The organism is Photobacterium sp. OFAV2-7 (assembly GCF_022347985.1).
Classification (GTDB): Bacteria; Pseudomonadota; Gammaproteobacteria; order Enterobacterales; family Vibrionaceae; genus Photobacterium.
In genome coordinates, this window is record NZ_JAKRFQ010000486.1 from 1 (window position 1) to 3,857 (window position 3,857).

Below are 3,857 nucleotides of genomic sequence, written 5' to 3' on the forward strand. Positions count from 1 at the left end.
TTTACTATCAAGTTTTAAAAACAGTATTAGTCAGGTAACAAATTAATGCCTTAACTTAACATAGACTTACATTCAACGTCTGATTGGCTAACTCAAACTAATCAAATGATAAACCATGCAGCTCACGAGTATAAAATAAGACTAACCAGCTACAAAAAAGAACTAACAAAAAATGTAAAGGACCATCGCAATATTGGTCATCTCCAACTATTGCCAGTAATAATATCGATTACTTTACTCTATATACTTCATAGCCATAATTATTATGGTATTCATTATTCTCTTTTTGTTTATTGCAGGACTAACATTCCTTCTATTAGTTAGAAAACACCTGCTTATAGAAAAACAATCTCACGGCTAAAAGCATTAATCATTATCAATAGTAATGGTCTCGCCCGTACTAATGGGCACTGGCATTCATTGCCAGATAACGGCATTGATTTCATAAACGAAGAGCATTTATTTAGCATTGACTTGGATATTTTGGTGACAACTCTATTTTTCCGCGGATAAATACAGCACATACCAACTTCGGCCGAGAGGCACTGGCCACGAAGCTCAGTACTCCAGCCCTACCACCTTCAAATCTCTACCAAGACCAATGTGCTATCTTAGAGCTGGCAGCCAATGTGGAGTTTAGGCAGGACCAATGAACTAACGCCATAAAAACCTACCTGGGACTCACACCTTAAATTGCCCAACGGAATCAGAGTCAATGTCTTTGGGATTTAACCCATACTCATTAGTACCAGGTTGGCTATCTAACACAAAGAAATAAATGAGAATTATAGCCCCCACCAGTGGGATCAGCCCAAGCAACATCCACCAGCCATTGCGACCGGTATCATGTAGCCGTCGCACACCCACAGCAATACTCGGTATAAGAATGGCCAGCGAATATACCGTACCTAAAGCACCTGCTCCTTCTCCCGCCCCGGGGTTCCCCATCGCATTATCAATAAAGGCCAGTACAATACTAATAACCACATTGGTCAGGAAAAAGTACCAATACTCTTTCCTACGTGCTCTTCCCCTAAAGACAGCATAATTTTTAAGGACATGGAAATACCAGTTCATGACTCAACCTTTATATGAATAACTTCTGAAAGTATATCCACTGCCGTCAATCTCATTTTCTCTGATATTGAACAACCCTCAAATTGCACAGTCCTAGACTTAGAGGACACTGATATGAGGAGCTCATTTGTGACCATGAAATTGCTTGTTTCTACCGCTTTACTCTGTTGTGTTCATTCTGCTCACGCGAACACCAGGCTTGACGAACATCTATTCTCTCCTGACCATGGGATCATATGTGATCAAAGAGCAGGGTTCTGCGTCGACCGTTACGGTATTTCCATGGCCTTTACCAAGGAGTTCCTTGGACAGGCTGCACAAGACAAGATGATGAATATGATTAATGAGGTGGGTGCGAAGAACTTTGATACCAGCCGGTATTCATTTAGCAACAAAGTCTATTGCGATTCCGGCCAGCAAGCGTGTTTTACCGACCGGTACCAAGAACAGCCACAAGAAACCTACAGCCAAGTTTTGTTTAAGTAGGACTGAACCATTAAAAAAACTGACTCATCGACAGATAACGGTTACGGATATGCTCTATCAGTAGTTTTATTTTCTGAGATGGCTGGCGGGTATAGGGATAGACAGCATAGATCCCAAGTTTCTTGCCCACTTTATCCGGGAATAAATCAATAAGCTTGCCTTCAAGCAAGTCATGATAGACAAGGCAACGCGGCACATAGGCAATCCCGTAGCCGCCTAATGCCGCCTTGCGTAATGCTGTAGCATTGTCCGTCGAGAAATTACCTTTCACGTGCAAAATATAATTGCCTTGCTCACCTATAAACTGCCACTCCGCCGCCCCCGTTGTCTGATAGGCGTATTGAAGACAGTTATGATTGACGAGATCTTCCGGCTCCATAGGTCGTCCTAACCGCCCTATGTAAGAAGGGGCCGCACAAATGACCCATTGTGAATCAAGAATGTGCCTGGCAATGAGGCTGGAATCTTCCAGGTAACCGGTCCGGATCACCAGATCGTAACCGTCTTCCACCAAGTCAACAAAACGATTGTTCAGCGACATATCGACGGTCATGCCGGGATGCAGTGTACAGAATTCAGCCACTGCATCAGCTAACAAGAGGTCTCCGGAGATAGTCGGTACTGACATTTTGACGTGACCGCTGACTTTTTCGCCATACCCGCTGACCGCGTCAACCGCCTCGATTGCCGCCTGCTTCACATTTTTAGCACCTTGATAAAGAACTTTACCAGCTTCACTAACTGTTAACTTTCGGGTTGTACGGTACAAAAGCTGGACGCCAAGGTCCTCCTCCAGCCTTGCGATTCGCTTGCTAACCACTGAGTTTGTAAGGGAATTTAGTTCAGCCACCTTGCTGAACGAACCACACTCCACCACCTGGGCAAAGAGGATCAGGTCATCTGTTTTTGCCATTATTTATCAACTTTTGGAATTAATCTTTTTCATTATTTCCCTATATCAAAAAAAAATAAAGGGTTATTGTCACACCACATTAACAAACACCCTACAATCCATAACAAGACCTGAACTAGGTCAAATACGAAACACCTGTACGAAGGATGTACTACCATGAACGATACCCTACTTGCGTTACTCGCTTTTTCACCCATAGTGGTCGCTGCGATTTTGCTGGTCGGCCTTAACTGGCCAGCAAAACGCGCCATGCCTGTGGCCTTTCTACTCACTGTCGGCATCGCCATATTCTTCTGGGATATGTCTGCCAACCGGGTTTTCGCTTCCACCCTGCAAGGACTCGCTATTACCGTCGCGGTACTCTGGATCGTCTTCGGTGCCATATTCCTGCTTAACACCCTTAAGCACACCGGGGCGATAGCCACCATCAGAAGTGGCTTTACCGATATATCAACCGACAGGCGTGTACAGGCAATCATCATCGCCTGGTGTTTCGGTTCATTTATCGAAGGTGCCTCTGGTTTCGGTACACCTGCTGCTATCGCTGCCCCTCTTTTGGTTGCAATCGGTTTCCCGGCGCTCGCCGCAGTTGTTATGGGTATGATGATCCAGTCTACGCCGGTATCTTTCGGTGCTGTCGGCACACCTATCATCGTCGGTGTGAACAAAGGTCTGGATACGCACAACATCTCCGAAACTCTGATTGCAAACGGTTCAACCTGGGATATCTACCTTCAGCAAATCACCACTAACGTTGCACTTATCCATGCGACTGTCGGTACGTTAATGCCTGTACTGATGGCAATGATGCTGACCCGCTTCTTCGGTAAGAACAAGAGCTGGAAAGAAGGCTTGGAAATCCTGCCATTCGCAATCTTTGCCGGCCTGGCGTTCACCATCCCTTATGCACTAACTGGTGTGTTCCTTGGTCCTGAGTTCCCGTCACTGATCGGTGGTCTGGTTGGTCTGGCTATTGTGGTAGCCGCTGCCAAGAAAGAGTTCCTTGTTCCTAAGAACCACTGGGATTTTGAAAGCGAAGATAAGTGGCCTACTGAGTGGTTAGGCTCTCTGAAGATGGATCTGACCGAAAACGAGAAGAAACCAATGAACATGGCTCTTGCCTGGGCCCCTTATGTTCTACTGGCTGTGGTACTGGTTGCCAGCCGTGTAAGTGTTGACTTCAAGAACTTCCTGAAAAGTGTCAGCCTGTCATTTGGTGACATCTTGGGTGAAACAGGGATCAGTGCTGCGATTCAGCCACTGTATCTACCGGGCGGTATCCTGGTGTTCGTTGCCCTGCTCGCTGTACTGCTGCAATCTCGCAAAGTATCACCGCTGGTGAAAGCCTTTGGCGAATCTAGCAAGACACTAATCGGTGAGA

4 protein-coding genes are annotated in these 3,857 nt (G+C 45.8%); 2 read left to right on the forward strand and 2 right to left on the reverse strand.

Annotation, left to right across the window (positions count from 1 at the left end; translation table 11 throughout):
* Window positions 1-681: 681 nt before the first annotated feature.
* Window positions 682-1,077 (reverse strand): DUF805 domain-containing protein, encoded by a 396-nt coding sequence (locus tag MHN01_RS19495; RefSeq protein WP_239412874.1) that lies wholly within the window; start codon window positions 1,075-1,077, stop codon window positions 682-684.
* Window positions 1,078-1,212: 135 nt separating this feature from the next.
* On the opposite strand from MHN01_RS19495, the gene MHN01_RS24570 reads away from it, so the two are divergent.
* Complete coding sequence (locus tag MHN01_RS24570; RefSeq protein WP_255725369.1) at window positions 1,213-1,563, forward strand: YcgJ family protein; 351 nt, start codon at window positions 1,213-1,215, stop codon at window positions 1,561-1,563.
* A gap of 10 nt (window positions 1,564-1,573) precedes the next feature.
* Here the strand turns inward: MHN01_RS24570 and MHN01_RS19510 are convergent, their stop codons facing one another.
* Window positions 1,574-2,476, reverse strand: coding sequence for a LysR family transcriptional regulator (locus MHN01_RS19510; RefSeq protein ID WP_239412875.1), 903 nt, complete (start codon window positions 2,474-2,476; stop codon window positions 1,574-1,576).
* Between the two features lie 156 nt (window positions 2,477-2,632).
* On the opposite strand from MHN01_RS19510, the gene MHN01_RS19515 reads away from it, so the two are divergent.
* On the forward strand, window positions 2,633-3,857 hold a 1,225-nt coding region (locus tag MHN01_RS19515), incomplete at its 3' end, for an L-lactate permease (protein WP_239412876.1).

Bases quoted from the DNA above. Each gene is read 5' to 3' on its own strand.
- MHN01_RS19510 (WP_239412875.1), bottom strand. From the start codon at position 2,476: ATGGCAAAAACAGATGACCTGATCCTCTTTGCCCAGGTGGTGGAGTGT.
- MHN01_RS24570 (WP_255725369.1), top strand. From the start codon at position 1,213: ATGAAATTGCTTGTTTCTACCGCTTTACTCTGTTGTGTTCATTCTGCT.
- MHN01_RS19495 (WP_239412874.1), bottom strand. From the start codon at position 1,077: ATGAACTGGTATTTCCATGTCCTTAAAAATTATGCTGTCTTTAGGGGA.